We start from the raw sequence: 24,378 nt of genomic DNA, 5'->3' as shown, positions 1-24,378 counted from the left end.
AAGTCGAGCCGGGCTGCATGGACGCCTGCGGCGATGCACGCGCGCCGTGCAGCCGTGCACCATGGCGTGCACCATGTCCCCGGCGTCGCCCGCCCCCGGCCTAGAATGCCGGCGCTGTTCAAGGCGCCCGCGGGGCGCTTTCCTTTGCCCGTCTCGTGAGTTCTCCCCCTCCTTCTGCCTCCGCCGCAACGCATGTGTTGCGCCACCCCGGCATGCGTGCCTTCATGGCTGCGCGCGTGGCCGCCGTGCTGGCCACCCAGGTGCAGGCCGTGGTCGTGGCCTGGCAGGTCTACGACCTCACGCGCGAGCCCCTGGCCCTGGCCTATGTGGGCCTGGCCCAGTTCATCCCCATGCTGTGCCTGTTGCTGCCGGCTGGCGACCTCATGGACCGCTTTGCGCGCCGCCCCATCCTGGCCACGGCCTGGATGGTCTCGGCACTGTGCAGCGCGCTGCTGTGGTGGCTGTCGGGCCATGGGGTGGCCGGCGTCTCGTCCATCTATGCGGTGCTGGTGCTGTACGGCTGCGCGCGCGCCTTTGCCGGGCCGGCGCTGCAGAGCCTGCTGCCGCAGATCGTGCCGCGCGAGCAGCTGGCCCAGGCGATCGCCGTCAACAGCATGCTGATGCGCAGCGCCACCATCACCGGGCCGTTCCTGGGCGGGCTGCTTTATGCACTGGGCGGGGGCGAGCTGACCTACCTGGTGTGCCTGGGCTGCTTCGTGCTCGGGGCGGTGCTGCTGCGCTACGTGACGGTGGCGCACGCCGCCCCGGGCGTCGTGGGCGGCACGATCTGGACCCGTTTTGCCGAAGGCATCGCCTTCATCCGCTCGCGGCCCGTGATTCTGGGCTGCATCTCGCTGGACCTGTTCGCCGTGCTGCTGGGCGGCGTGGTGGCGCTGTTGCCGATCTACGCGCACGAGGTGCTGCACGTGGGGCCGCAGGGCCTGGGCGCGCTGCGCAGCGCCATGGCCGTGGGCGAGGTCGGCATGGGCCTGTACCTGAGCGCGCGGCCGCTGAACCGGCGTGTCGGCGCGACCATGTTCGGCGCCGTGGCGGTGTTCGGCGTGGCCAACCTGGTGTTCGCGCTGTCGCACTGGTTCTGGCTGTCCTTCGTGGCGCTGCTGGTGGCCGGGATGGCCGACATGGTCAGCGTCTACATCCGCGGCGCGCTGGTGCAGTTCTCCACGCCGGACGCCATGCGCGGGCGCGTGCAGGCCGTCAACATGCTGTTCATCGGCTCGTCCAACGAACTCGGCGAGTTCCGCGCCGGCACCAGCGCGGCCTGGCTGGGCCCGGTCGGCGCGGCCGTGGCGGGCGGGCTGTGCACGCTGGGCGTGGTCGGCAGCTGGGCCGCGGCCTTCGGCGGCCTGCGTCGGCTGGACCGCTTCGAGGAGGCCGGCGCCCGCCCTTGAAGGCCGCGGGGCTGCCACCAGCTATGGCATACTGTTTCGGCGCAGAACGGTGGCTCCACCGGCCCTGCGAAGCCGGATGGCCCCGCCTTGGAGCCATGGCAGTGCAACCGCAAGGAGGTCACATGACAACACGCTTCACGGAAGGCGATGGCTTCGCATAAGGGCGATCCGTCGTTCTGGAGGCCCAGCTTCGTGCTGGGCCTTTTGTTTTTTGCGGCCCTGATTTCTCTGGCCGTGTTCTTCTGGTGGCATGCCTGGCTGCGCCGCACGGCCCCGGCCGAGGCACTGGAGAAGCAGCAGATCGTGGTGCTGCTGGCGGCCTGGCTGGCCGTGATCGGCTGGATCACGACGTCCTGGACCTCGATCCGCAACTCGGTCAAGCAGCACACGGTCAACACGCTGCTGCAATCGCGCCTGTCGGCCACCTACATGGAGCGCGCCGACCGGGTCAACAAGTTCTTCGGCGGTTATGAGGCACGGCATCCGCTCAAGACGCGTGACCCCGACGCCGACCCCACGCAGGGCATCTCCGGCGACGACGAGGAGGCGCTGCGCTACATCCTCAACTACTTCGAGTACATCGCCATCGGCGTGCGCCATGGCGACCTGCACGAGGCCATGCTGCGCGCCAGCCTGCGTTCCATCCTGACCAAGACCACCTTCTACTCGCGCGACTGGATCGAGCGGCGCGTGGGCGGCGGCCCCACGCTGGCGCCCAATCCGCTGCTGTACCGCAACCTGCGCTGGCTCTACCTGCGCTGGCGCGACGCGGCACCGGGCAATGACCTGCGCGCGTTCTCCATGGTGCGCGGTTAACGGTCCAGCGCCTCGCGCACCGCCTGCCCGAGTTCCAGCACCGCCATCGCGTAGTAGCTGGACCAGTTGTAGCGCGTGATCACGTAGAAGTTCTCGGTGCCGGCCACGTACTGTGGCGCCTCGGCACCGTTCTGCAGCTCGACCAGCGCGAGCGGGCCGGTGTGCGCCAGCGCCTCGCTCTGCAGCAGCGCGCCCTTGGCCGTGAAGCTCTCCACGCTGAAGCTGGGCAGGATGTCGGGCGCGAGCAGGGCGTCCATGTCGGGCTGGGCCGTGAAGCCGACCGGGTAAGTGGCCGGCATGCCGGTCTTCCAGCCGAAGGCCTTGAAGTAGTTGGCGACCGAGCCGATCACGTCGTCCACGCTGTTGAACAGGTCGACGCGGCCGTCGCCGTCGAAATCGACCGCGTAGCGCACCCAGCTGGATGGCATGAACTGCGGCATGCCCATGGCGCCGGCATAGCTGCCGCGCCAGGCGTGCGGGTCCACGTTGGAGCGCTGCGACAGGCTCAGCAGCTGCTCGAGCTCGCCCAGGAAGAAGGCGCTGCGCTCGGCCGCACGCGGATGCGCCTTCGGAAAGTCGAAGGCCAGCGTGGTCACGGCGTCGATGACGTTGAAGCCGCCCATCTGCTGGCCGTAGATCGATTCCACGCCGACGATGCCCACGATGATCTCGGCCGGCACGCCGTATTCGCGCTCGGCGCGCTCCAGCGCCGCGCGGTGCTCCTGCCAGAAGCGCAGGCCGGCACGGATGCGGATGGGCTCGACGAAGCGGCTGCGGTACACGCGCCAGTTCTTGGGCGTGCCGCTGGGCGCCGGCGTCATGAGGCGCTGCACCTGGGGCAGCAGCCGGGCCTGGCCGATCGCCTGGCGCACCCATTCGCGGTCCAGATCGTGGCGCGCGGCGATGTCGTCGGCCGCGCGCAGCACCTCGGGCCGGGTGGCGTAGAGCGGGCCGGGGGCCGGCGCGGCCTTGGCCGGCGGCCGCTTCTTGGTCGGTGTGGACTGCGCGTGGATGGCGGGCGCGAGCACCGCGGCGGCCAGCAGCGCTAGCGGGAATCGAAGCAGACGGTTCATGCGGACGGGACAGGGGTGGGCCAGGGCAGGCGGCGGTACTCGCGCTGCAGCGTCGCCAACTCCAGGGCCGGCGCGCGTGCGTAGCGCTGCGCTTCCAGACGCAGCAGCCAGTCGCGCAGCAGCGCCAGCGGCTGCGGCTCGGCCGCGGCAGCCGGCAACTGTACAAGCAGCTGGGCCAGTTGCCGCGGTGCGGCCTGCGGCGGCACGGCCAGGCCGGCGGCGCGCAGGCGCTCGCGCGCCTTGTGCAAGAGGCGCAGCCAGGGATCGTGCTGGCGCCGGTCCCACAGCGTCCAGCCGGCGCCGCCCAGGCTGGCCAACACCACGAGTGCGGCGAGCAGCCGGCCCAGGTCCTGCCAGTCGGGCGCTTCGATGCCCAGCGCGCGCAGCAGGTCGAGCTGGCGGCTCTGCGTGTAATTCAGCACCCACTGGTTCCAGCGGTTGTTGACGGCCTCCCAGGCTGCGCGCAGCTGGGCCGAGATGTTGGGACTGACGTTGCCGATGGCGGTGGCGAACGCGCCCTGCGGTGCGCGCAGCCGCTCCAGGCTGCCGATGCGGCCCGGCATCACGGCGCCCGTGGGGTCCACGCGCACCCAGCCCTGGCCTTCGTGCCAGACCTCGGTCCAGGCATGGGCGTCGCTCTGGCGCACGGTCCAGTAGCCGTCCACGGCGTTCATCTCGCCGCCCTGGTAGCCCGTGACGATGCGCGCAGGCACGTCCAGCGCGCGCATCAGCACCACGAAGGCCGAGGCGATGTGCTCGCAAAAGCCCGCCTTGCGGTCGAACCAGAATTCGTCGGCCGTGTGCTCGCCGTAGACGCCGGGCTCCAGCGTGTAGCTGTAGCCGCCCGTGCGCAGGCGCTCCAGCGCCGCGGCCACCAGCGCGGCGCTGCCGGCCTGGGCGTAGCGCGGGTCGCGGCGCAGCTCCGCGGCCAGGGCCAGCGTGCGCGGGTTGCTGCCGGCGGGCAGCTGCAGGTCGCCCTGCAACTCGGCCGTGCGGCGCAGTGGACCGTAGCGGAAGTCCGTGTGGCTCTGGGCGCGGTAGCGCACGAGGTCGGTGATCGGCCGGTTGGCCAGCCACTGCAGGTCCTGCGTCTGCAGGGCCTGCAGGCCGGCCAGCTCGGGCCGGCGCGAGGCCACGTCCAGCAGCAGCAGCCAGGGCCGGTTGTTCGGCTCCAGCGTGACCTCGTAGCCGGTCGGCTGGCCGCTCAGCTGCAGGTTGCGCTGCGGCGCGGTGTTGAAGCTGACCTCGCCGCGGCCCTGGCGCCACTGGCGACCGTCGAACTCCGACAGCACCGGCCCGCGGAAGTACAGGTCGTTCTGCGGCGGTGGCGGGCCGTCGAAACGGATGCGCATGGCGATGCTGTCGTCCAGCGCCAGGCTGGCCAGGTTGCCGACCTCGATGGTGGACGACAGCCCGCTGCGCCCGCTCATCGCGTCGCTCGGGATGCCCCACAGCGGTGCCAGCCGCGGGAACAGCAGGAAGAGCACCAGCATGATGGGCGCGCCGACGGCGGCCATGCGCAGCGCATGGCGTGCCGACTCGGCCAGCGGCGGCCGGCCCACCGGCATGTGGGCGTTGACCAGCGCCGTCAAGAGGCCCAGCAGGCCGACCAGCATGGCGGCCGCTGTGGCCAGCGACTGCGAGAAGAAGAAGTTCGTGAGCATCGTGAAGAAGCCCAGGAAGAACACCACGAAGGCGTCGCGCCGCGCGCGCAGCTCCAGCGTCTTGAGCGCCAGCAATGAGACCAGCAGCGTGACGCCCGCGTCGCGGCCCAGCAGCGTGCGGTGGCTCATGAGCGTGAGGCCCAGCGTCAGCGCCAGCAGGGCCGCCAGCCACCAGCGCGAGGGCAGAGGGCGTGCGCCGAGTGCGATCCAGCCGCGCCAGAGCAGCACGCCACCGGCCAGCAGGCTGCACCACAGCGGCAGCCGCGGCACCTGGGGCAGCAGGATCCAGGCGATCACGGCCAGCAGGAACAGCGTGTCGCGGCCATCGCGCGGCAGCTCGCCAGCCAGGCGACGGGGCAGCAGACGGCTCAGCACAGCGCCAGTGCCTCCAGGCAGCGCCGCTTGTGGGCCTCGCCGCTGGCGGGCGGCAGCTCCGCGCCGGGCACGCGCAGACCGTACTCCAGGTCCAGCCGGTCGGCCTGCAGCACCCAGGCGCACAGGCGCGCCAGGCGCTGCTCGCCGTCGGGCAGCTGGGCCAGCGCCGGGTCCAGCCAGAGTTCGTGGCGCTGGGCCTGCTGGCTGTCGCGGCTGACGAGCTCGCCGGCCTTGGCGGCCTTCTTCCAGACCACCAGCTTGAGCGGGTCGCCGCGGCGGTAGGCGCGCACGCCGTCGAACTCACCGGTGCTGGCGGCCTGGCGCGCCATGGCGCCGCCGGCGCGCGGCTCGCCCGCGGGCAGCGGCGGTGGATGCGCCTCGGGTTGGGGATAGACCAGCACCTGGGCGGCCGGGCGCCACAGCGTCCAGACGCGGAACGCGCCCATCGGGAAGCGCGTTTCCAGCGTCAGCGTGGGGATGGCGTGCAGGCCACGCCGCGCGGGTGCGAAGGCCACGTGCACCTGGCTGCGGCCGCCAGCGGGCACGTCCACGAAGGCCTGCTGCCTGGCGGTGTCCAGCAGGCTGGCGGCGATGGCGTGGCGCGGCGTCTTGCGCGTGCTGGCCAGCTCCAGCGTGAGCGTGCTGCCGCTGCCCAGGAACTGCGGCTCGGGCGGCAACAGGTGCAGTTGCAGGCCGCGCAGCGTGGCATGGCCCACGTGCATGCCGACCAGCGCGCAGCCGGCCAGCAGAAAGGTCAGCAGGTAGCCCAGGTTCAGCTGGTAGTTGATGGACGCCAGCAACAGCAGCAGCACGGTGGCGCCCAGCATGAGGCCGGCGCGCGTGGGCAGGATGTAGATGTTGCGCTGGGTCAGCAGCAGCTGGTCGCTGCGCGGCAGACGCGCCTCCCACCAGCGCCGCATGGCGGCCCGCCAGCGCGACCAGGGGTTCAGGCGGGCGAGGGTCGTCACGGCAGCGGGACAGCCTCGACCATGGCGCGGACCTGCTCCACGGCGCCGCGGCCGGCGTCGCCCACGGGCACCAGCCGGTGCGCCACGGTCTGCGGCAGGATGGCTTGCACGTCGTCGGGCGCCACGTAGTCGCGCCCGGCCAGCAGGGCCTGGGCCTTGGCCGCGCGCACCACGGCGATGCCGGCGCGCGGCGACAGGCCTTGCAGGAACCAGCGGCCCGAGCGCGTGGCGGCGATCAGGTCCTGCACGTACTCGATGAGGGGCGGCGCTGCATGCACCTGCAGCACCTGTTGCTGCAGCTGCTGCAGCTGCGCGCCGTTCAGCAGCGCCGGCAGCGCGTCGACGAGTTCGCGCCGGTCTTCGCCGGCCAGCAGCAACCGCTCTGCCGCGCGGTCGGGGTAGCCGATGGAGATGCGCATCAGGAAGCGGTCCAGCTGCGACTCGGGCAGCGCGAAGGTGCCGAGCTGGTCCTGCGGGTTCTGCGTGGCGATCACGAAGAAGGGACGCGGCAGCGGCCGCGTGGCGCCTTCGACCGTGACCTGCTTTTCCTCCATGGCCTCGAGCAATGCGCTCTGCGTCTTGGGGCTGGCGCGGTTGATCTCGTCGGCCAGCAGGATCTGCGCGAACAGCGGGCCGGGATGGAAGACGAAGGCCTCCTTGCCGCGCTCGTAGACCGAGACGCCCGACAGGTCCGAGGGCATCAGGTCGGAGGTGAACTGCACGCGCGAGAACTGCAGGCCGAAGGTGCGCGCCAGCGCATGGGCCAGCGTGGTCTTGCCCACGCCCGGCACATCCTCGATGAGCAGGTGGCCGCCGGCCAGCAGGCAGGCCACGCAATCCTGGACCTGGGCCTGCTTGCCCACGATGACGCCATTGAGCTGGCGCAAGAGGTCCCTGACTTTCTCTTGTACGATCATCGCGAGACATTACCCGAAAACGATAGCAAGCGAGACGACAGCCGTGAACCAGACGGGATACTTCAGCCACCGCGATTGTTGGAAGCACGAGATGGGCCCCGGCCACCCGGAATGCCCGGAGCGGCTGGACGCCATCGAGGACCGGCTGCTGGTCTCCGGCGTGGGCGATGCGCTGGACCGGCGCGAGGCACCGCTGGCCACGGTCTCCGACCTGGAGCTCGCACACGGCCGCATGCATGTGGCCGCCATCCGCGGCATGACCGACAACCTGCAGGAGCAGATCGTCGCGGGCGGCCCCACGCACGCGCAGATCGATCCCGATACCAGCCTCAACGTGCACACCTGGAACGCCGCGCTGCGCGCCGCGGGCGCCGCGCTGGCGGCCACCGATGCGGTGATCGGCGGGGAACTGGAGAACGCGTTCTGCTCGGTGCGCCCGCCTGGCCACCATGCCTGCCGCGACCAGGCCATGGGTTTCTGCTTCTTCAACAATGTGGCGCTGGCGGCACGCTATGCGCTGGAACGCCACGGCCTGTCGCGCGTGGCCATCATCGATTTCGACGTGCACCACGGCAACGGCACCGAGGATATCGTGGCCGGCGACCCGCGCATCCTGATGGCCAGCTTCTACCAGCACCCGTTCTACCCGGTGGACTGGCCGCACCGGCAGGCCGACAACCTCGTCAACCTGCCTGTGCCGGCCTACACGCGCGGCATGGACGTGCGCGAGATGATCGACATGGTCTGGTTGCCGCGGCTGGAGGCGCACAAGCCCGAGATGATCTTCATCAGCGCCGGCTTCGATGCGCACCGCGAGGACGACATGGGCCAGCTGGGCCTGGTCGAGCAGGATTACGCCTGGATCACCACCTGCATCAAGGACATCGCGCGCCGCCATGCCAAGGGCCGCATCGTGAGCTGCCTGGAAGGCGGCTACCACCTGGGCGCACTGGCGCGCAGCGTGGAGGCGCACATCCGCGTGCTGGCCGACCTGTAACGGCCCCGGCGGCGCTGCCTGCTGCAGCTACCATGGGCCGGTGCACCCTGCGCCGGGTGCGCGACAACACAACACCCCAGGGAGTGCACGCATGGCAAATATCCATTTCATCGGTGGCGAGAAGGGCGGCGTCGGCAAATCGCTGACGGCACGGCTGCTCGCGCAGTACTGCATCGACCGGCAATTGCCGTTCACGGCCTTCGACACCGACCGCTCGCACGGCGCGCTGCTGCGCTTCTATTCGGATTTCGCCACGCCGGTGGCCATGGACCGCGCCGAGGCACTGGACGCCATCGTCGAAGCCGCGGCAGAGCAGCCCGAGCGCCGCGTGCTCGTGGACCTGGCCGCGCAGACGCACGACACGCTGGCCCAATGGATGGAAGAGGCCAGCCTGCTGGCCGTGGCCGCCGACGAAGGCATCCAGCTGACCTACTGGCACGTGATGGACGCCGGCAAGGACTCGGCCGACCTGCTGGCCAAGCTGCTCGACCGCTTCGGCGAGGGCCTGCGCTACGTGCTGGTGCGCAACCAGGTGCGCGGCAGCGACTTCACGGCGCTCGAGCAATCCGGCCAGCAGCAGCGGGCCGAGGCGCTGGGCGCCAAGGTGGTGCAGCTCAAGAAGCTCAGCGAGGGCGCGCTCCTCAAGATCGACGGCGCCAGCAGCAGCTTCTGGAAGGCCACCACGCCGGGCGGCGGCCTGGGCCTGCTGGACCGCCAGCGCGTGAAGACCTGGCTGGCCGACAGCTACCGCGAGTTCGACACGGTGGGTGTGTGATCGGCATCCAGGGCCTGCGCTTCGCCTTCGCTGGCGAGCCGCCGCTGATCGCCGACTGGTCGGCCCGCATCGGCCCCGGCGTCACGCTGCTCTACGGTGACACCGGCGCCGGCAAGAGCCTGCTGCTGCGCTTGCTGGCCGGCGTGCAGCCGGCCGACGCGGGTCGCTTGCAGATCGGCGATGCGGTGTTGGCCGACGCGCCGGCGCGCTACCGCGCGCAGCTCTTCTTCGTCGACCCGGCGACGCAGGCCTTCGACCAGATGACGGCCCGGGACTGCCTGGCGCAACTCGCTGGCGCCGATGCCGACCTCGCGGTGCGCGATGCGCTGGCCGAAGGCTTCGGCCTGGCGCCGCACCTGGACAAGTCGCTCTACATGCTGTCCACCGGCTCCAAGCGCAAGGTCTGGCTGACGGCGGCGCTGGCCGGGCGCCGGCCCGTGCTGCTGCTGGACGAGCCCACGGCCGCGCTGGACCAGGGTTCGGTGCGCTGCCTGTGGGAGGCGCTGACCGTGATCGGCACCGTGCGCGAGCGCACCGTGCTCCTGGCCAGCAGCGAGGCCATCACCGCACTGCCGCTGGCGGCGCGGATCGACCTGCCGCTGAACTGATTCAGCCGCGCTCGTCGCGCCCTTGCGTGGCCAGCAGCACGCCGAGCGCCACGGCGCCGACCAGCGCCAGGCCCAGGCCGAGCGCGAGCTTGTTCCTGGGTCGCGGTTCGGGGCGGAAGCCGCCGTGCACGGCCGGGTGGCGCGAGGCGTCGAACAGGTTGCCCTGGGAGATCGGCGTGCGCTCGGCGCGGGCCAGCGCGCGGTCGGCCACCCACTTGCCGATGCGGCCCGTGGTCTGCGGGGCCGCCACCTGGGCCAGCCGGCCGGCCAGCGCGGCCGAGCCCAGCCACAGCGTGGGCCGCGGCCGGCGCGCCAGCCGCACGATGGCGCTGGCCACGGCATCCGGGTCGACCAGCGGGGGCGGCGGGCTGAGCTTGCGGCCCGTGTAGTTGGCCCCGTGGCGCAGGCCCGGCGTGTCGACGAAGGTCGGGCAGACGTCGCAGACGTGCACGCCAGGCAGGTCCGATAGTTCTGCGCGCAGCGAGGCCGACCAGCCACGCAGGCCGAACTTGCTGGCCGTGTAGGCGCCCGCATACGGCGTGGGGACCCAGCCGCCCAGCGAGATCATGTTGATGAGCACGCCACTGCGCTGCGCGCGAAAGTGCGGCAGCACCGCGTGGGCGCCATGCATGTGGCCCAGCAGATTGGCCTCGACCACGCGGCGGTGCGCCTCCATGGGCGTGGCCTCGAAGCGGCCCACGGCGCCCACGCCCACGTTGTTGATCCAGACATCGATGCCGCCGAAGCGCCGCAGCGCCGCCCCCGCCAGCGCCCGCACGGCCTTGGCGTCGGTGACGTCGGTCGGCACGGCGATGGCCTGGGCGCCCAGCCGCGCACACTGCGCGGCCACGCGTTCCAGCGCCTCGGCGCCGCGCGCGGCCAGCACCAGGCGCGCGCGCTGCTGCGCGAAGGCCAGTGCTGTGGCGCGACCGATGCCGCTGGAGGCACCCGTGATGACGATGACAGGGGAGGAGGACAGGGTGGAGCGCATTCTTGTTCGGTGCACGGTGCTCGGAATGACGGAGTGCACAGCATAGATGCAATGGGCCGGCTGCGCGGTGAAGTGCCTGAGACCAAGGGCATCTTCGGCGGCGCGCCGACACCGGTCTGGCGCGCCGCCCTACAAGCCAGGGCACGGCTGCTGCGTGTGCCGTGGATGCGCCAGCAGCGCGACTGGTGTTTCCACTGTCCCGCCGGTGTCTTTGGCGGGGTGGGGCGGACGGGGCCGCCCCTTAGAATCCGTGAGTTTTGTTCCTGCAGCCTGCGCAAGCAGCACATCCAAGAGGAGTCGCATCAATGAAGGTCCTGGTCCCCGTCAAGCGCGTGGTCGACTACAACGTCAAGGTTCGCGTGAAGTCCGATGGCAGCGGCGTCGACATCGCCAACGTCAAGATGAGCATGAACCCGTTTGACGAGATCGCCGTCGAAGAAGCCGTGCGTCTGAAGGAAAAGGGCGTGGTCACCGAGGTGATCGCCGTCTCCTGTGGCGTGCAGCAGTGCCAGGAAACCCTGCGCACCGCCATGGCCATCGGCGCCGACCGCGCTATCCTCGTGCAGACCGATGCCGAGCTGCAGCCCCTGGCCGTGGCCAAGCTGCTCAAGGCCCTGGTCGACAAGGAACAGCCCGGCCTGGTGATCCTCGGCAAGCAGGCCATCGACGACGATGCCAACCAGACCGGCCAGATGCTGGCGGCCCTGGCCGACCTGCCGCAGGCCACCTTCGCTAGCAAGGTCGAAGTCGCGGGCGACAAGGTCAACGTGACGCGCGAAGTGGACGGCGGCCTGGAGACCCTGAGCCTGTCGATCCCGGCCGTGATCACCACCGACCTGCGCCTGAACGAGCCGCGCTACGTCACGCTGCCCAACATCATGAAGGCCAAGAAGAAGCAGCTGGACACCTTCAAGCCCGAGGACCTGGGCGTGGACGTTGCCAGCAAGCTCAAGACGCTCAAGGTCAGCGAGCCGCCCAAGCGCAGCGCGGGCGTCAAGGTGCCCGACGTGGCCACGCTGGTCGCCAAGCTGAAGACCGAAGCCAAGGTCATCTGATCCAGGGAGAGAAAAGAACATGACCACCCTCGTCATCGCAGAACACGACAACGCCTCCATCAAGAGCGCGACCCTGAACACCGTCACCGCTGCCGCCGCCATCGGTGGCGACGTGCACGTGCTGGTGGCCGGCCACAACGCCGCCGAGGCCGCCAAGGCCGCCGCGCAGATCGCCGGCGTCGCCAAGGTGCTGCACGCCGACGCAGCAGGCCTGGCCCATGGCCTGGCCGAGAACGTCGCCGCCCAGGTGCTGGCCATCGCGTCGAACTACAGCCACATCCTGTTCCCGGCCACCGCCAGCGGCAAGAACGTGGCCCCGCGCGTGGCCGCCAAGCTGGACGTGAGCCAGATCAGCGACATCACCAAGGTCGACAGCGCGGACACCTTCGAGCGCCCGATCTACGCCGGCAACGCGATCGCCACCGTGCAGAGCGGCGACAGCGTCAAGGTCATCACCGTGCGCGGCACCGGCTTCGACGCCGCCGCGGCCACGGGTGGCTCGGCTGCCGTGGAAAGCCTGTCGGCTGTCGCCGCCAGCGGCAAGAGCAGCTTCGTCGGCTCGGAGATCGCCAAGAGCGAGCGCCCGGAACTGACGGCCGCCAAGATCATCGTCTCCGGCGGCCGTGCCCTGGGCAGCGCCGAGAAGTTCACCGAAGTCATGACCCCGCTGGCCGACAAGCTGGGCGCGGCCATCGGCGCCAGCCGCGCGGCCGTGGACGCGGGCTACGCGCCGAACGACCTGCAGGTGGGCCAGACCGGCAAGATCGTGGCGCCGCAGCTGTACATCGCAGCCGGCATCTCGGGCGCGATCCAGCATCTGGCCGGCATGAAGGACAGCAAGGTCATCGTGGCCATCAACAAGGACCCCGAGGCACCGATCTTCTCGGTGGCCGACTACGGCCTGGAGGCGGACCTGTTCGTCGCCGTGCCGGAACTGGTCAAGGCACTGTGAGGCGCTGAACCGCCGCGGTTCAGTGCACAAGGGCATCGCAGCGCGATGCCCTTTTTTTGTGACGAGAAGAGGAGATGGTGATGGCCTACGTCGCGCCGCTGAAAGACATGCTGTTCAACATCCGCCACCTGGCGCGGATCGAGCAGATCGCGCAGTTGCCGGGTTTCGAGGATGCCGGGCTGGAGACGGCGCAGGCTGTGCTGGAGGAGTCCGCCCGCTTCAACCAGGATGTGGTGGCGCCGCTCAACGAGGCCGGCGACCGCAATCCCTCGTCCTGGAAAGACGGCGTGGTCACGACCACGCCGGGCTTCAAGCAGGCTTTCCGGCAGTTCGCCGCGGGTGGCTGGCAGGGCCTGCAGCACCCTGTCGATTTCGGCGGCCAGGGCCTGCCCAAGACCATCGGCGCGGCCTGCGGCGAGATGCTGAACTCGGCCAACCTCAGCTTCGCGCTGTGCCCGCTGCTGACGGACGGTGCGATCGAAGCGCTGCTGACGGCCGGCAGCGATGCGCTCAAGGCCACCTACCTGGACAAGCTCGTGAGCGGTGAGTGGACCGGCACCATGAACCTGACCGAGCCGCAGGCGGGCAGCGACCTGGCCCTGGTGCGCACGCGCGCCGAGCCGCTGCCCGACGGCCGGTACAAGCTGTTCGGCACCAAGATCTTCATCACCTACGGCGAGCACGACATGGCGGACAACATCGTCCACCTGGTGCTGGCGCGCGTGCAGGGCGCGCCCGAGGGCGTCAAGGGCATCAGCCTGTTCGTCGCGCCCAAGTTCCTGGTGAACGCAGATGGTTCGCTCGGCCCGCGCAACGACGTGCGCTGCGTCAGCATCGAGCACAAACTGGGCATCAAGGCCAGCCCCACGGCCGTGCTGCAGTTCGGCGATGCGGGCGAGGGCGCCATCGGCGAACTGGTCGGCGAGGAGAACCGCGGCCTGGAGTACATGTTCATCATGATGAACGCGGCCCGCTATGCGGTCGGCGTGCAGGGCATCGCGGTGGCCGAGACGGCCTACCAGAAGGCAGCCGCCTTCGCCAAGGAGCGTGTGCAGAGCCGCCCCGTGGATGGCAGCGTGGCGGCCAGCGCGCCCATCATCCACCACCCCGACGTGCGCCGCATGCTCATGAGCATGCGCGCGCTGACCGAGGGCTGCCGCGCCATGGCCAGCGTGGCCGCGGCCGCCTACGACGCGGCCCACCACCATCCCGACGCCCAGGTGCGCAAGGACAACCAGGCCTTCTACGAGTTCATGGTGCCGCTGGTCAAGGGCTACAGCACCGAGATGAGCCTGGAGGTGACCTCGCTGGGCGTGCAGGTGCACGGCGGCATGGGCTTCATCGAGGAGACCGGTGCGGCGCAGTTCTACCGCGACGCGCGCATCCTGCCGATCTACGAGGGCACGACCGCGATCCAGGCCAACGACCTCGTGGGCCGCAAGACCGCACGCGACGGCGGCAAGGGCGCCAAGGCCATCGCCGCCCAGGTCGAGGCCACCGAGGCCGAGCTGGCGAAGAGCGGCAGCGCCGACGCCCAGGCCGTGGCGCGCCGCCTGGCCGCCGCGCGCCAGGCCTACGTGCAGGTGGTGGACTTCATCGCGGGCGCCAGCCGCAGCGACCCGAACGCCGTCTACGCCGGTTCCGTGCCCTACCTGCTGCTGGCCGGCAACCTCGTGGCGGGCTGGCAGCTGGCGCGCGGCCTGCTGGCGGCCGAGCAGCACCGGGCCGAAGACCCGGCTTTCATGAACGCCAAGATCGCCACGGCGCGCTTTTACGCCGAGCACATCCTGACCCGCGCGCCAGGCCAGCGCGACGCCATCGTCGATGGTGCCGCCAGCGTGACAGCGCTGCCGCTGGAAGCGTTCTAAAAACAGTTCGATACCAACAAGGAGACCCATGTCCAGACTGCCCGGCGCCCTGGCGCACCTGCCGCTGCCCATCATCGGCTCGCCGCTGTTCATCATCAGCAACCCCAAGCTCGTCATCGCCCAGTGCACGGCGGGCGTGGTCGGCTCCATGCCGGCGCTCAACGCCCGCCCTGCCGAGCAGCTGGAGGAATGGCTGATCGAGATCACCGAGGGCCTGGCGGCCTGGAACCGCGACCATCCGGAGCGGCCAGCCGCGCCGTTCGCGATCAACCAGATCGTGCACAAGTCCAACGAGCGGCTCGAGCACGACATGGCCATGTGCGTGAAGTACAAGGTGCCCATCATCATCACCTCGTTGGGCGCGCGCGAGGACATCAACGCCGCGGCCCACAGCTACGGCGGCGTGGTGCTGCACGACATCATCAACAACAAGTTCGCGCGCAAGGCGATCGAAAAGGGCGCCGATGGCCTGATCGCCGTGGCGGCCGGCGCCGGCGGCCATGCCGGCATCAAGAGCCCCTTCGCGCTGGTGCAGGAGATCCGCCAGTGGTTCGACGGCCCCATCGCGCTGTCGGGCAGCATCGCCACGGGCGGCGCGGTGCTGGCGGCCCAGGCCATGGGCGCGGACTTCGCCTACATCGGCTCGGCCTTCATCGCCACCGAGGAGGCGCGCGCGGCGGAAGGCTACAAGCACGCCATCGTGGCCGGCAGCTCCGACGACATCGTCTACAGCAACCTGTTCACGGGCGTGCACGGCAACTACCTGGCGGCCAGCATCCGCGCGGCGGGGCTGGACCCGGAGAACCTGCCCGTCAGCGATCCCAGCGCCATGAACTTCTCCAGCGGCAGCAGCAAGCCCAAGGCCTGGAAGGAGATCTGGGGCAGCGGCCAGGGCATCGGCGTCATCGACAAGGTGCGGCCGGCGGCCGAGTTCATCGCGCAGCTGCGCCGCGAATACGACGAAGCGCGCCGGCGCCTGCTCGCCTGACACGCCTGTTTCCATGAACGATCGGCTCGGTCCGGTCGACGCACTCAAGGCCCTGGCCTGCGTGCTGATCGTCTGGCACCACCTGGCCTTCTACGGGCCCATGTCCGACCTTGCCCGGCCGCTGGCGCCGGCCGTGGTCGATTGGCTGTTCGCCTATGGCCGCATGGCGGTGCAGGTGTTCCTCGTGGTCTCGGGTTTCCTGCTGGCACGCAGCATGGGGCCGGGCCGTGCGCCATCCACGCCCTGGGCCGAACAGGTGGGCCGGCGCTACCTGCGCCTGCTGGTGCCCTACGCGGGGGCGCTGGTGCTGGCCATCCTGGTGTCCGACGCGGTGCGCAGCAGCCTGGGCCATCCCGATGCGCCGGCCACCCCGACCTGGATGCAGCTGCTGGCCCATCTGCTGCTGGTGCAGGACCTGCTGGGCGAGGAGTCGCTGTCGGCCGGCGTCTGGTATGTGGCGATCGACCTGCAGCTGTTCGCGCTGGCGACGCTGCTGTGCCGGCTGCCCGGCAGCTGGGCCGTGGCGGCCGTCGCGGCACTGACGGCCTTGTCGCTGCTGTGGTGCAACCTCGAACCGCAGCTCGACGCGACCGCGCTGTACTTCTTCGGTGCCTATGGCATGGGCCTGCTGGCCGGCTGGGCGGCCCGCGCCTCGCGGCCCTGGGCCGGCCTCGCGGCCGTGGCGTTGCTGGGCGCCGTGGCGCTGGCCGGGGGGTGGCGCGACCGCATCGCCGTGGCCTGGGCCTGTGCGCTGCTGCTGGGCCTGCTGCAGGCCAAGGGGGCCATGGGCTGGCAGCCGCCGCGCTGGATGGCCTGGCTGGCCGCCGTCTCCTACCCGGTGTTCCTTGTGCATTTCGCCGTGCTGCTGGCGGTCGGTGCGCTGTGGGGATGGCTGTGGCCCGATGGCGGCACGGTGCACCTGCTGGGCATGGCGCTGGTGTTCGCGCTGTCGCTGCTGGCCGGTGCCGGCCTGCACCGGCTCGAGCAGCGCGTCGTGCGGCCGCGCACCGCGCTCGGATGGCAGGTGGCGGTGCTGGCCGCCGGCATGCTGGCAATGACGGTCTGAGCCGCCCTGTTCAGGCCTGCGGGCCGGCGGGGAACAGCAGCGGTGCATCGCCCGGCTGCCAGGGCGCGAACTTCTCCATCGCGCGCGCGAACAGCGCCGTGGCCTGCCAGTCCTGCAGCCAGCGCTGCAGCCGAGGCCAGGGCTGGGCGGCGAACCAGTCCGGAGCCACGCCCGCGAACTGGCGCACGAAGGGAAACAGCGCGGCGTCGGCCAGCGTGGCATGTCCACCGCACAGGAACGGCGCCTGCCCCAGCCGCTGCTCCAGGTCCGCCAGGAAGGGCGCGCAGGCCAGGCGCGGTTCCAGCGCGTCCGCCAGGCCGAAGCGCTGCGGGTATTTGGCACGGTCCAGCAGCGGCTTGAAGCCGGTGTCGTTTTCCTCGACGAGCGCAAGCATCTGCGCCGGGTCGCCGCGCGTGGGGCGGCACCAACCCAGCGGATCGTGGCGTGCCAGCGCCCATTGCATGATGGCCAGGCTCTCGTCGATGACCTGGCCGTCGGCGAGCACCAGCACGGGCACGGTGGCCTTGGACGAGGCCTCGCGCAGGGCCTGCGGCTTGTCGCGCAGCACCACCTCGCGCAGCGTGCAGACCTGGCCGGCGGCCAACAGCGCGAGCCGCGCGCGCATCGCGTAGGGGCAGCGCCGGAACGAATACAGCACCGGCGGCATGGCCGTCATGCCCGGTTGTCGGGCAGGCCCAGGTGGGTCTGGCCGCGCGCGGCCGCCAGGTCCATCTGGCGCTGGCGTTCGCGGTAGCCGGCGCGCTGGCCGTCGTCACGCTGCGCGGCGCAGTGCGCGCACTGCACGCCTTCGACGAACAGCGGCGAGGCCCGGTCCGCGGTCGACAACGGCTGGCGGCAGGAACGGCACAGGCTGTGGCTGCCGGCGGCCAGGCCGTGGCCCACGGCCACGCGCTCGTCGAACACGAAACACTCGCCCTGCCAGCGGCTGTGCTCCGGCGCCACCTGCTCCAGGTAGTTCAGGATGCCGCCTTCGAGCTGGTAGACCTCGCCGAAGCCCTGGGCGCGCAGCAGGGCGGACGCCTTCTCGCAACGGATGCCACCGGTGCAGAACATGGCCACGGCCGGCTGGCCGTCCAGCAGGCCGCCGGGCCGCGACTGGTCTGCGATCCAGGCCGGCCAGTCGGTGAAGGCAGCGGTCTGCGGATCGACGGCACCGGCGAAGCTGCCGATGGCGACTTCGTAGCCGTTGCGCACGTCCAGCAGCACGAGGCCGGGACGCTGTAGCAGCGCGTTCCACTGCGCGGGCGGCACGTGTTCGCCGGTCTGGCCGACCGGGTCCAGGCCTGGCACGCCCAGCGTCACGATCTCGCGCTTGCAGCGCACCTTGAGGCGGTGCAGCGGCACGCTGGCGCAGTCGGCGCTGCGTACGGCCAGGCGGGCCAGCCGCGGATCGGCGCGCAGGTGCGCCAGCACCATCTGCACGGCCTCGGCCTGGCCGGCGATGCTGCCGTTGATGCCCTCTGGCGCCAGCAGGATGTTGCCGCGCACATCCTGCGCCGCGCACAGCGCGCGCAAGGGTTCCACCAGCGCGGCGCAGTCCGCCAGGGCGGCGAAGCAGTAGAACGAGGCGGTGCGCGGCACGGTGCGTTTCAATCGCCGGCGTCGGGCGCCAGGGGCTGGGAGTGGCTGGCGTGCGGCAGGTCCACGCCCTTCTGGCGGTCGCGGAACAGGGCCGCGCGCATCAGGAAGATGGTGGTGACCGGGGCCGTCAGCGCCACGAACAGTGCGATCAGGATGGCGTGCAGGAACAGGTTGGTGCCCTGCACCGAAAAGTAGACGACGGTGGCCAGCATCACGCACCAGGCGCCGGCGGTCGCGCCCAGCGTGGGCGCGTGGATGCGGTTGTAGAAGCTGGGCAGACGCACCAGGCCGAACGAACCGATGGCGGCAAAGGCCGCGCCGGCCACCGCGAAGAGCGCGGTCAGGATTTCGGCCCAGATCGGCAGCGGAGTCATGGCAGCGCCCTCATTCGATCACCTCTCCGCGCAACAGGAACTTGGCCAGCACCGTGGAGCCGACGAAACCGAACAGCGCGATCAGCATGGCGGCCTCGAAGTAGACATTGCTGGTGTAGGTGATGCCCAGCACCAGCATGGTCAGCATGCCGTTGATGTACAGGCAGTCCAGCGCCATCACACGGTCCTGCGCGGCCGGGCCGACCAGCAGCCGGAACAGCGCGCAGAGCATGGCCACGGCCAGCAGGAACAGGGCGATCTTGAGGCCCCAGAACAGGATGGGGCTCATGGCGTATTCCCTTCCGGTTGAAAGATTTCCAGCAGCGGGCGCTCGTAGCGCAGCTTCAGGCGGGCGATGAAATCGGCCTCGTCCACGAGATCGAACACATGGATCAGGAGCTTGCTGCGGTCCAGCGAGAGCTCGCCCCAGGCCGTGCCTGGCGTCAGGCACATGATCATGGCCAGCACGGCGAGGCCGTTGGGGTCGCGCAGCTCCAGCGGGATGACGACGAAGTAGCTGGTCAGGCGCACGTTGCGCCGTGTCAGCACGATCCACGCCACGTTCTTGGCGGAGACCAGCATGTCGAACAGCGCCGCGCCCGCCAGGTGCAAGGCCACCCGGGGCTTGCGCATGCGCACGGTGGCTGGCCGCAGACCCTGTGTGATCAGCGGCACGACGAGGGCCAGCACGAAGGCCGACAGCAGCGTGCTGGCGTCCACCGACTGGTGCAACAGCAGCCAGACCACGAACAACGTGGCCGACAGCGGGGGCGACGGCAGCAGGCGCTTCACGGCGTCTTCTCCTTGAACGGCGGCGGCGGCACGGGACTGGCAGCCATCACGGCCTGGCGGTAGTGCCGGCCAGAGTGCAGCACCTCGGCCGTGGCCTGGGCGTGCTGCATGACAGGCCCCGCGCCGATGGTCAGGCCGATGGCGGCCAGCAGCAGGCCGGCCACCGGCAGCACCTCCAGTGCCGGCAGCGCCGGCATGTTGGCGTGCGGCTGGTTCCAGAAGTAACGGATGCCGGCGCGGCACAGCGCCACCAGCGTCAGGAAACCGCCGCCGATCAGCAGCACCATGACGGAGACACCGGCGTTGCCGAGCTGCGGCGCCTGCAGCAGGCCCGAGAGCATCGCGAATTTGCCAACAAAACCCGACAGGGGGGGCAGACCGGCCAGCAGCAGCGTGCACAGGATGAAGGCCAGACCCAGGAAAGCCACGCCTGCCGGGATGGCGCGGCCGTACAGGGCCTGCGCGTCGTCGTCCAGGTTCACGTCGGACAAGAGGCGCAGGTCTTCGCTGAGGAAGGGCGCGTCGTCGTCGGCCGCATGCGGTGCCACGCTGGAGCCGTTGCGCCAGCGCTCGACGATGTCCACGAGCAGGAACAGCGCGCTCACGGCCAGCGTGGAGCTCATGAGGTAGTACAGCGCGCCGGCCCAGACGGCGGCCTGGCCCAGCCCCACGGCGGCCAGCAGGGTGCCGGCCGAGACCAGCACGCTGTAGCTGGCCAGCAGGGCGAGCCGCTGTGTGCCCAGCACCCCGAGCGCGCCGACGAACAGCGTGACCAGGCCCAGGCCCAGGATGGTGGTCTGGCCGAACTGGGCCGATGCGCCGGCATCCGCGCCGAACAGCACGCTCCACAGGCGCAGCACGGTGTAGACGCCCAGCTTGGTCAGCAGCGCGAACACCGCGCCGACCGGCGCCACCACGCTGCCGTAGGCCGGCACCAGCCAGAAGTTGAGCGGCCAGGCGCCGGCCTTGGCGAAGAAGGCCGTGGCCAGGATGGCGGCCGCGGCGTGCACGAGGCCGCGATCGGCCGGGTCGACCTGTGCGATGCGCTGGCCCAGGTCGGCCATGTTCAGCGTGCCCGTCATGCCGTAGAGCATGGCCGCGCCGATCAGGAACATGGAGGAGGCCGCCAGGTTGATCGCGATGTAGTGCAGCCCGGCCTGCACGCGCTGGCGGCCCGAGCCGTGCAGCAACAGGCCATAGGAGGCGGCCAGCATGACCTCGAAGAACACGAACAGGTTGAACAGGTCACCCGTCAGGAAGGCACCGTTCAGGCCCATCAGCTGCAGCTGCAGCATGGGGTGGAAGTGCACGCCGACGCGGTCCCAGCGCGAGGTGGAGTAGATCGAGGCGGCGAACGCGATCACGCCGGTCAGCGCCACCATCATGGTCGAGAGCCGGTCGGCCACGAGCACGATGCCGAACGGGGCCATCCAGTTGCCGGCGAGGTACACGCCGATGGAGCCCGGGCCGTCGCCCGTGGCGGCGGCATTGACCCAGCGCAACAGCGCCAGCGAGACCAGCATGCCCAGCAGGCCGGAGACCACCGTCAGCGTGGCCTTGGTGCGGCGTTGCCGCTCGTCGAGCAGCAGCATCAGCGCGGCCGTCAGCATGGGCAGCAGGATGGGCACGGCGATCAGGTGCGGCATGCTGAATTCCAGCAGCCGGTCGAGCAGGTGCCTGGCGTCGTCGAAGAGCAGGTGCAGGCTGTTCACTCCGGCACCTCGCTGCGCTCTGTCCCGTCCACATGGTCGGTGCCCGTCAATCCGCGCGAGGCCAGCATCACGACCAGGAACAGCGCCGTCATGGCGAAGCCGATCACGATGGCCGTCAGCACCAGGGCCTGGGGCATGGGGTCGGCGGTGTTGGCCAGCGTGGCGATCACGCCGGACACGAGCACGGGCTCGCTGTCGACCTTGAGCCGGCCCATGCTGAAGATGAACAGGTTCACGGCGTAGGAGATCAGCGTCAGGCCCATGATGACCTGGAAGGTGCGCGGGCGCAGCAGCAGGTACACGCCTGAACTGGTGAGCACGCCGATGGCGATGGCGAGGACGGCTTCCAAATCAGTGGTCTTCCGTGTTGCCGGACAGGGCCGCACGGGCTTCAGCCAGGCGCTGGTCCTGCTCCTCGGACCAGCGGTGGCTGCGCACGCTCTGGTGCGCCAGGCTCGTCAGGATCAGCATGGTGGAGCCCAGCACGAGGGCGAACACGCCGGTGTCGAAGAACAGCGCGCTGGGGATGTGCAGTTCGCCCAGCACCGGCAGCGTGACATGGGCCGTGTGCGTGGTCAGGAAGGGGTAGTGCAGCACGATGGCGCCGGCGCCCGTGGCCAGCGCCAACAGCAGGCCCACCGCGATCCAGCGGCGCGGGTAGATGCGCAAATGTTCCTCCACCCATTCCGTGCCCGACACGATGTATTGCAGCAGCAGCGCGACCGACATCACGAGGCCGGCGACGAAGCCACCACCCGGCGCGTTGTGGCCACGCAGGAAAAAGTAGACCGACACCAGCACCGCCAGCGGCAGCAGCAGGCGCACCAGCACGGCCGGCACCATGAGGTAGCCGACGGCGGTGTCCTTGGCCAGGCGCGGGTTGAACACGTCGCTGCTGCCATCATCGGACTGGGCCAGCTGCTGCGGCGGCAAGGCCATGGATTCGGGTGCGGGGCGGAAGCGTCGCAGCAGCGCATAGACCGTCAGCGCGACGATGCCCAGCACCGTGATCTCGCCGAAGGTGTCGAAGCCACGGAAGTCCACCAGCATCACGTTGACCACGTTGGTGCCACCGCCCTCGGTGAGCGCGCGGTCCAGGAAGAAGGGCGAGATGCTGCCCACCGAATCGCGCGTCATGACCAGCCAGGCCAGCGCCGACATGCCGCAGCCGGCGGCGATGGCGATCGCCAGGTCGCGCCCGCGGCGGCCCCAGGGCAGGATGCGTTCGCGCGCGGACTGCACGACGAACTTGCTGCGCATGGGCAGCCAGCGCAGGCCCAGCAGGATCAGCACGGTGGTGACGGCCTCGACCACGAGCTGCGTGAGTGCGAGGTCGGGTGCGGAGAACCAGATGAAGGTCAGGCAGCAGGTCAGGCCCGCGCCCGAGGCCAGCATCAGCGAGGCCAGCCGGTGGAACTTGGCCTGCCAGGCCGCCCCGATGGCGCAGATGCAGCCGATCACCCAGGTCATCGCGAACATGGGCGAGAACGGCAGCGGTGATCGCTCGCCCTGCGTGACCGGCGTGAACCACAGCGATGCGCTGGCGCCGGCCAGTGCCACGCAGACCAGCAGCAGCAACTGTGTCTGCATCCGGTGCGTCGCGAGTAGGCGGCGGCTGCGGCGGCCGGCTTCGGATGCGCGGGCCAGCAGGTTCTCGAACACGCGCTGGCCGTCGAAGCGGTGCAGCACCGGCGTGCGGGCCAGGCGGCCGGCTTCACGCTGGCGGCGCTGCACAAGGTACAGCACGGCGCCGCCGGCCAGCGCCACGAAGCTCATGGCCAGCGGCAGGTTGAAGCCATGCCAGACCGCCAGGCTGTATTCGGGCAGGGTGCCGCCGACCACGGGCGCGGCGGCCGCGGCCAGCAACGGGCCAACCGACCATTCGGGCGCCACGCCCACCACCAGGCAGGCCAGCACCAGCAGTTCGACCGGCACGCGCATCCAGTGCGGCGGCTCGTGCGGCGGCTTGGGCACGGCGCCGATGCACGAGGGGCCGAAGAACACGTCGAACACGAAACGCGCCGAGTAGGCCACGCTGAACAGCCCGGCCACCGTGGCCAGCACCGGCAGCGCGCGGTCGACCCAGGGCGTGGACTGCAGGAACACGGTCTCGGCGAAGAACATCTCCTTGGACAGGAAGCCGTTCAGCAGCGGCACGCCGGCCATGGAGGCGCTGGCGATGATGGCCAGCAGGCCCGTGATGGGCATGAGCCTGGCCAGGCCCGAGAGCTTGCGGATGTCGCGCGTGCCGCTCTCGTGGTCGATGATGCCGGCAGCCATGAACAGCGAAGCCTTGAAGGTCGCGTGGTTCATGATGTGGAAGACGGCGGCGACCGTGGCCATCGGGCTGTTCATGCCCAGCAGCAGCGTGATCAGGCCCAGGTGCGAGATGGTGGAGTAGGCCAGCAGGCCCTTGAGGTCGTTCTGGAACATCGCCACGTAGGCGCCCAGCAGCAGCGTGATGGCGCCGGCCCCGCCGACCAGCCAGAACCATTGCTCGGTGCCGGCCAGCGCGGGCCACAGCCGGGCCAGCAGGAACACACCGAGCTTGACCATGGTGGCCGAGTGCAGGTAGGCGGAGATCGGCGTGGGCGCCGCCATGGCGCGCGGCAGCCAGAAGTGGAACGGGAACTGCGCGCTCTTGGTGAAGGCGCCCAGCAGCACCAGCACCAGCGCGGCCGGGTACAGCGCGTGGGCCTTGATCTGCGCGCCGGCGGCGAGCACGGCGTCGAGCTCGTAGCTGCCCGCGATGCGGCCGATCAGCAGCACGCCGGCGAACAGGCACAGCCCGCCTGCGCCCGTGACCGTGAGCGCCATGCGCGCGCCGCGGCGTGCGTCCTTGCGGTGGTGCCAGTAGCCGATCAACAGGAACGAGAACAGGCTCGTGAGCTCCCAGAACAACACCATCTGCACGAGGTTGCCCGACAGCACCACGCCCATCATGGAACCCATGAAGGCCAGGAAGAACGAGAAGAAGCGCGGCACCGGGTCGGAGGCCGACAGGTAGTAGCGCGCGTACAGCACCACCAGCGTGCCGATGCCGGTGACCAGCATGCCGAACAGCCAGGCGAAGCCGTCCAGGCGGAACACGAGGTTCACGCCCAGCGTGGGCAGCCACAGGTATTCCTCGCGCAGCATGTTGCCGCCGGTGACCTGCGGGAACTGCATGCCCAGGTGGAGCGCACAGCCCAGCGCAACCAGGCCGGCGAGCGTCGCCTCGCGGTTGCGGGCCGTCGATGGCATGAACATCGCGAGGACACTGCCGAGGAAGGGGGCGAGGACGAGCAGGGCCAGGGACATCGCGATCAATTTTATCGATGGGCGAAGGCCTTCCCTTTGGTGTTTCCCTCGTGGAGCAAGCTTTTTCGAGGCTTGC

The 24,378-nt window shown here is 70.3% G+C and carries 23 protein-coding genes; 10 read left to right on the top strand and 13 right to left on the bottom strand.

The window, feature by feature from the left end; all coding sequences use genetic code 11:
- Positions 1–155 precede the first annotated feature (155 nt).
- Both ASF45_RS20185 and ASF45_RS20180 read left to right on the top strand, forming a co-directional pair.
- Positions 156–1,409: an MFS transporter gene (locus ASF45_RS20185; RefSeq protein ID WP_369802147.1), complete on the top strand. Its 1,254-nt coding sequence runs from the start codon at positions 156–158 to the stop codon at positions 1,407–1,409.
- A gap of 147 nt (positions 1,410–1,556) precedes the next feature.
- Positions 1,557–2,225, top strand: coding sequence for a DUF4760 domain-containing protein (locus tag ASF45_RS20180; RefSeq protein ID WP_056666757.1), 669 nt, complete (start codon positions 1,557–1,559; stop codon positions 2,223–2,225).
- On the opposite strand, the gene mltB is transcribed toward ASF45_RS20180, so the two are convergent.
- From mltB to ASF45_RS20160, 4 genes are read right to left on the bottom strand one after another with little or no spacing between them, the layout of a single operon-like run.
- Positions 2,222–3,298, bottom strand: a complete 1,077-nt coding sequence (gene mltB / locus ASF45_RS20175) for a lytic murein transglycosylase B (protein ID WP_056666754.1) — start codon at positions 3,296–3,298, stop codon at positions 2,222–2,224. The genes ASF45_RS20180 and mltB overlap by 4 nt on opposite strands.
- Positions 3,295–5,334, bottom strand: coding sequence for a DUF3488 and transglutaminase-like domain-containing protein (locus tag ASF45_RS20170; RefSeq protein WP_082551165.1), 2,040 nt, complete (start codon positions 5,332–5,334; stop codon positions 3,295–3,297). Before ASF45_RS20170 ends, mltB begins: the two co-directional genes overlap by 4 nt.
- Complete coding sequence (locus tag ASF45_RS20165) at positions 5,331–6,257, bottom strand: DUF58 domain-containing protein (protein ID WP_082551164.1); 927 nt, start codon at positions 6,255–6,257, stop codon at positions 5,331–5,333. The genes ASF45_RS20170 and ASF45_RS20165 overlap by 4 nt, the downstream gene beginning before the upstream one ends.
- Positions 6,258–6,301: 44 nt before the next feature.
- Positions 6,302–7,222: a MoxR family ATPase gene (locus ASF45_RS20160; RefSeq protein ID WP_056666745.1), complete on the bottom strand. Its 921-nt coding sequence runs from the start codon at positions 7,220–7,222 to the stop codon at positions 6,302–6,304.
- A 43-nt stretch (positions 7,223–7,265) separates the two neighbouring features.
- Here ASF45_RS20160 and ASF45_RS20155 point away from each other — a divergent pair, with 43 nt between their 5' ends.
- The 3 genes from ASF45_RS20155 to ASF45_RS20145 all read left to right on the top strand — a co-directional run bounded on the left by ASF45_RS20155 (position 7,266) and on the right by ASF45_RS20145 (position 9,602).
- Complete coding sequence (locus ASF45_RS20155; RefSeq protein WP_056666743.1) at positions 7,266–8,219, top strand: histone deacetylase family protein; 954 nt, start codon at positions 7,266–7,268, stop codon at positions 8,217–8,219.
- Positions 8,220–8,310: 91 nt separating this feature from the next.
- Complete coding sequence (locus ASF45_RS20150; RefSeq protein ID WP_056666739.1) at positions 8,311–8,994, top strand: hypothetical protein; 684 nt, start codon at positions 8,311–8,313, stop codon at positions 8,992–8,994.
- The gene (locus ASF45_RS20145; RefSeq protein ID WP_056666737.1) at positions 8,991–9,602 is read left to right on the top strand and encodes an ATP-binding cassette domain-containing protein; all 612 of its coding nucleotides are present in this window, start codon (positions 8,991–8,993) and stop codon (positions 9,600–9,602) included. The genes ASF45_RS20150 and ASF45_RS20145 overlap by 4 nt, the downstream gene beginning before the upstream one ends.
- A 1-nt stretch (position 9,603) precedes the next feature.
- On the opposite strand, the gene ASF45_RS20140 is transcribed toward ASF45_RS20145, so the two are convergent.
- Positions 9,604–10,593: an SDR family oxidoreductase gene (locus ASF45_RS20140; protein ID WP_082551149.1), complete on the bottom strand. Its 990-nt coding sequence runs from the start codon at positions 10,591–10,593 to the stop codon at positions 9,604–9,606.
- A gap of 305 nt (positions 10,594–10,898) precedes the next feature.
- Between ASF45_RS20140 and ASF45_RS20135 the strand changes: the two genes are divergently transcribed.
- The 5 genes from ASF45_RS20135 to ASF45_RS20115 all read left to right on the top strand — a co-directional run bounded on the left by ASF45_RS20135 (position 10,899) and on the right by ASF45_RS20115 (position 16,522).
- On the top strand, positions 10,899–11,648 hold the full coding sequence (locus ASF45_RS20135) for an electron transfer flavoprotein subunit beta/FixA family protein (protein ID WP_056666735.1): 750 nt from the start codon (positions 10,899–10,901) through the stop codon (positions 11,646–11,648).
- 19 nt (positions 11,649–11,667) lie between these two features.
- Positions 11,668–12,600: an electron transfer flavoprotein subunit alpha/FixB family protein gene (locus ASF45_RS20130; protein WP_056666732.1), complete on the top strand. Its 933-nt coding sequence runs from the start codon at positions 11,668–11,670 to the stop codon at positions 12,598–12,600.
- 80 nt (positions 12,601–12,680) lie between these two features.
- A complete protein-coding gene (locus ASF45_RS20125; protein WP_056666729.1) occupies positions 12,681–14,468 on the top strand; it encodes an acyl-CoA dehydrogenase in 1,788 nt (595 codons plus the stop codon).
- Between the two features lie 28 nt (positions 14,469–14,496).
- The gene (locus ASF45_RS20120) at positions 14,497–15,456 is read left to right on the top strand and encodes a nitronate monooxygenase family protein (RefSeq protein ID WP_056666726.1); all 960 of its coding nucleotides are present in this window, start codon (positions 14,497–14,499) and stop codon (positions 15,454–15,456) included.
- 13 nt (positions 15,457–15,469) lie between these two features.
- Positions 15,470–16,522 carry an acyltransferase gene (locus ASF45_RS20115; protein ID WP_056666723.1) on the top strand — a complete coding sequence of 351 codons (1,053 nt, stop codon included), beginning with the start codon at positions 15,470–15,472 and terminating at the stop codon, positions 16,520–16,522.
- Positions 16,523–16,532: 10 nt separating this feature from the next.
- Here the strand turns inward: ASF45_RS20115 and ASF45_RS20110 are convergent, their stop codons facing one another.
- The 8 genes from ASF45_RS20110 to ASF45_RS20075 form a co-directional block, all read right to left on the bottom strand.
- Positions 16,533–17,198, bottom strand: coding sequence for a glutathione S-transferase (locus ASF45_RS20110; protein ID WP_056666720.1), 666 nt, complete (start codon positions 17,196–17,198; stop codon positions 16,533–16,535).
- On the bottom strand, positions 17,195–18,124 hold the full coding sequence (locus ASF45_RS20105; protein WP_056666717.1) for a rhodanese-related sulfurtransferase: 930 nt from the start codon (positions 18,122–18,124) through the stop codon (positions 17,195–17,197). The genes ASF45_RS20110 and ASF45_RS20105 overlap by 4 nt, the downstream gene beginning before the upstream one ends.
- Before the next feature lie 8 nt (positions 18,125–18,132).
- Positions 18,133–18,498 carry a monovalent cation/H(+) antiporter subunit G gene (mnhG, locus tag ASF45_RS20100; protein ID WP_056666714.1) on the bottom strand — a complete coding sequence of 122 codons (366 nt, stop codon included), beginning with the start codon at positions 18,496–18,498 and terminating at the stop codon, positions 18,133–18,135.
- Between the two features lie 10 nt (positions 18,499–18,508).
- Entirely contained in the window at positions 18,509–18,787 is a 279-nt protein-coding gene (locus tag ASF45_RS20095) for a K+/H+ antiporter subunit F (RefSeq protein WP_056666711.1), read from the bottom strand.
- On the bottom strand, positions 18,784–19,290 hold the full coding sequence (locus tag ASF45_RS20090) for a Na+/H+ antiporter subunit E (protein ID WP_056666708.1): 507 nt from the start codon (positions 19,288–19,290) through the stop codon (positions 18,784–18,786). The genes ASF45_RS20095 and ASF45_RS20090 overlap by 4 nt, the downstream gene beginning before the upstream one ends.
- Entirely contained in the window at positions 19,287–20,936 is a 1,650-nt protein-coding gene (locus tag ASF45_RS20085; RefSeq protein ID WP_056667056.1) for a monovalent cation/H+ antiporter subunit D, read from the bottom strand. Before ASF45_RS20085 ends, ASF45_RS20090 begins: the two co-directional genes overlap by 4 nt.
- A gap of 62 nt (positions 20,937–20,998) precedes the next feature.
- Entirely contained in the window at positions 20,999–21,352 is a 354-nt protein-coding gene (locus ASF45_RS20080) for a Na+/H+ antiporter subunit C (protein ID WP_056666705.1), read from the bottom strand.
- Position 21,353: 1 nt separating this feature from the next.
- Entirely contained in the window at positions 21,354–24,302 is a 2,949-nt protein-coding gene (locus ASF45_RS20075; RefSeq protein WP_056666701.1) for a monovalent cation/H+ antiporter subunit A, read from the bottom strand.
- Between the last annotated feature and the right edge of the window lie 76 nt (positions 24,303–24,378).

The sequence above is a fragment of the Pseudorhodoferax sp. Leaf265 genome (assembly GCF_001422365.1).
Lineage (GTDB): Bacteria > Pseudomonadota > Gammaproteobacteria > Burkholderiales > Burkholderiaceae_C > Pseudorhodoferax.
The sequence above is the reverse complement of the archived record's forward strand: the minus strand, read 5'-3'. Positions and strand labels throughout refer to the sequence as shown.